This is a genomic window from Thalassospira profundimaris (assembly GCF_003326795.1).
GTDB lineage: Bacteria > Pseudomonadota > Alphaproteobacteria > Rhodospirillales > Thalassospiraceae > Thalassospira > Thalassospira profundimaris_C.
Genome location: NZ_JPWI01000036.1, coordinates 1 through 806, shown reverse-complemented (window position 1 = coordinate 806; position 806 = coordinate 1). Strand labels below are relative to the sequence as shown.

General features: G+C 56.3%; 1 protein-coding gene. It reads left to right on the top strand.

What is annotated here, in order from left to right:
- Window positions 1-806, top strand: an 806-nt coding sequence (locus TH30_RS21915; RefSeq protein WP_114100195.1) for an elongation factor Tu, incomplete at both ends; no start/stop codon positions are given.

The following is an 806-nucleotide window of genomic DNA, read 5'->3' as shown; positions in this document are numbered from 1 at the left end:
CGTCAGGTTGGCGTTCCGGCACTGGTCGTGTTCATGAACAAGGTTGACCAGGTTGATGACGAAGAGCTCCTCGAGCTCGTCGAAATGGAAATCCGTGAACTTCTGTCGTCCTACGACTTCCCGGGCGACGATATTCCGATCATCAAGGGCTCGGCTCTTGCTGCTCTGGAAGGTCGCGATGATGAAATCGGCAAGAATGCTATCCTCGAACTGATGGCAGCAGTTGATGACTACATCCCGGCACCGGATCGTCCGAAAGATCGTCCGTTCCTGATGCCGATCGAAGACGTGTTCTCGATCTCGGGTCGTGGTACGGTTGTTACCGGTCGTGTAGAAACCGGTATCGTGAAAGTTGGTGAAGAAGTCGAAATCGTCGGTATCAAAGACACCGTCAAGACGATCGTCACCGGCGTTGAAATGTTCCGCAAGCTGCTCGATCAGGGTGAAGCTGGCGACAACATCGGCGCACTGCTTCGTGGTACCAAGCGTGAAGACGTCGAGCGTGGCCAGGTTCTGGCGCATGTCGGCTCGATCAAGCCGCACACCAAGTTCACCGCAGAAGCTTACATCCTGACGAAGGATGAAGGTGGTCGCCATACGCCGTTCTTCTCGAACTACCGTCCGCAGTTCTACTTCCGTACGACTGACGTTACCGGTTCGATCGAGCTGCCGGCTGGCACCGAAATGGTTATGCCGGGCGACAACGTCCAGATGACCGCGACCCTCATTGCACCGATCGCAATGGACGAAGGTCTGCGTTTCGCAATCCGTGAAGGCGGTCGTACCGTCGGCGCGGGCGTTGTTGC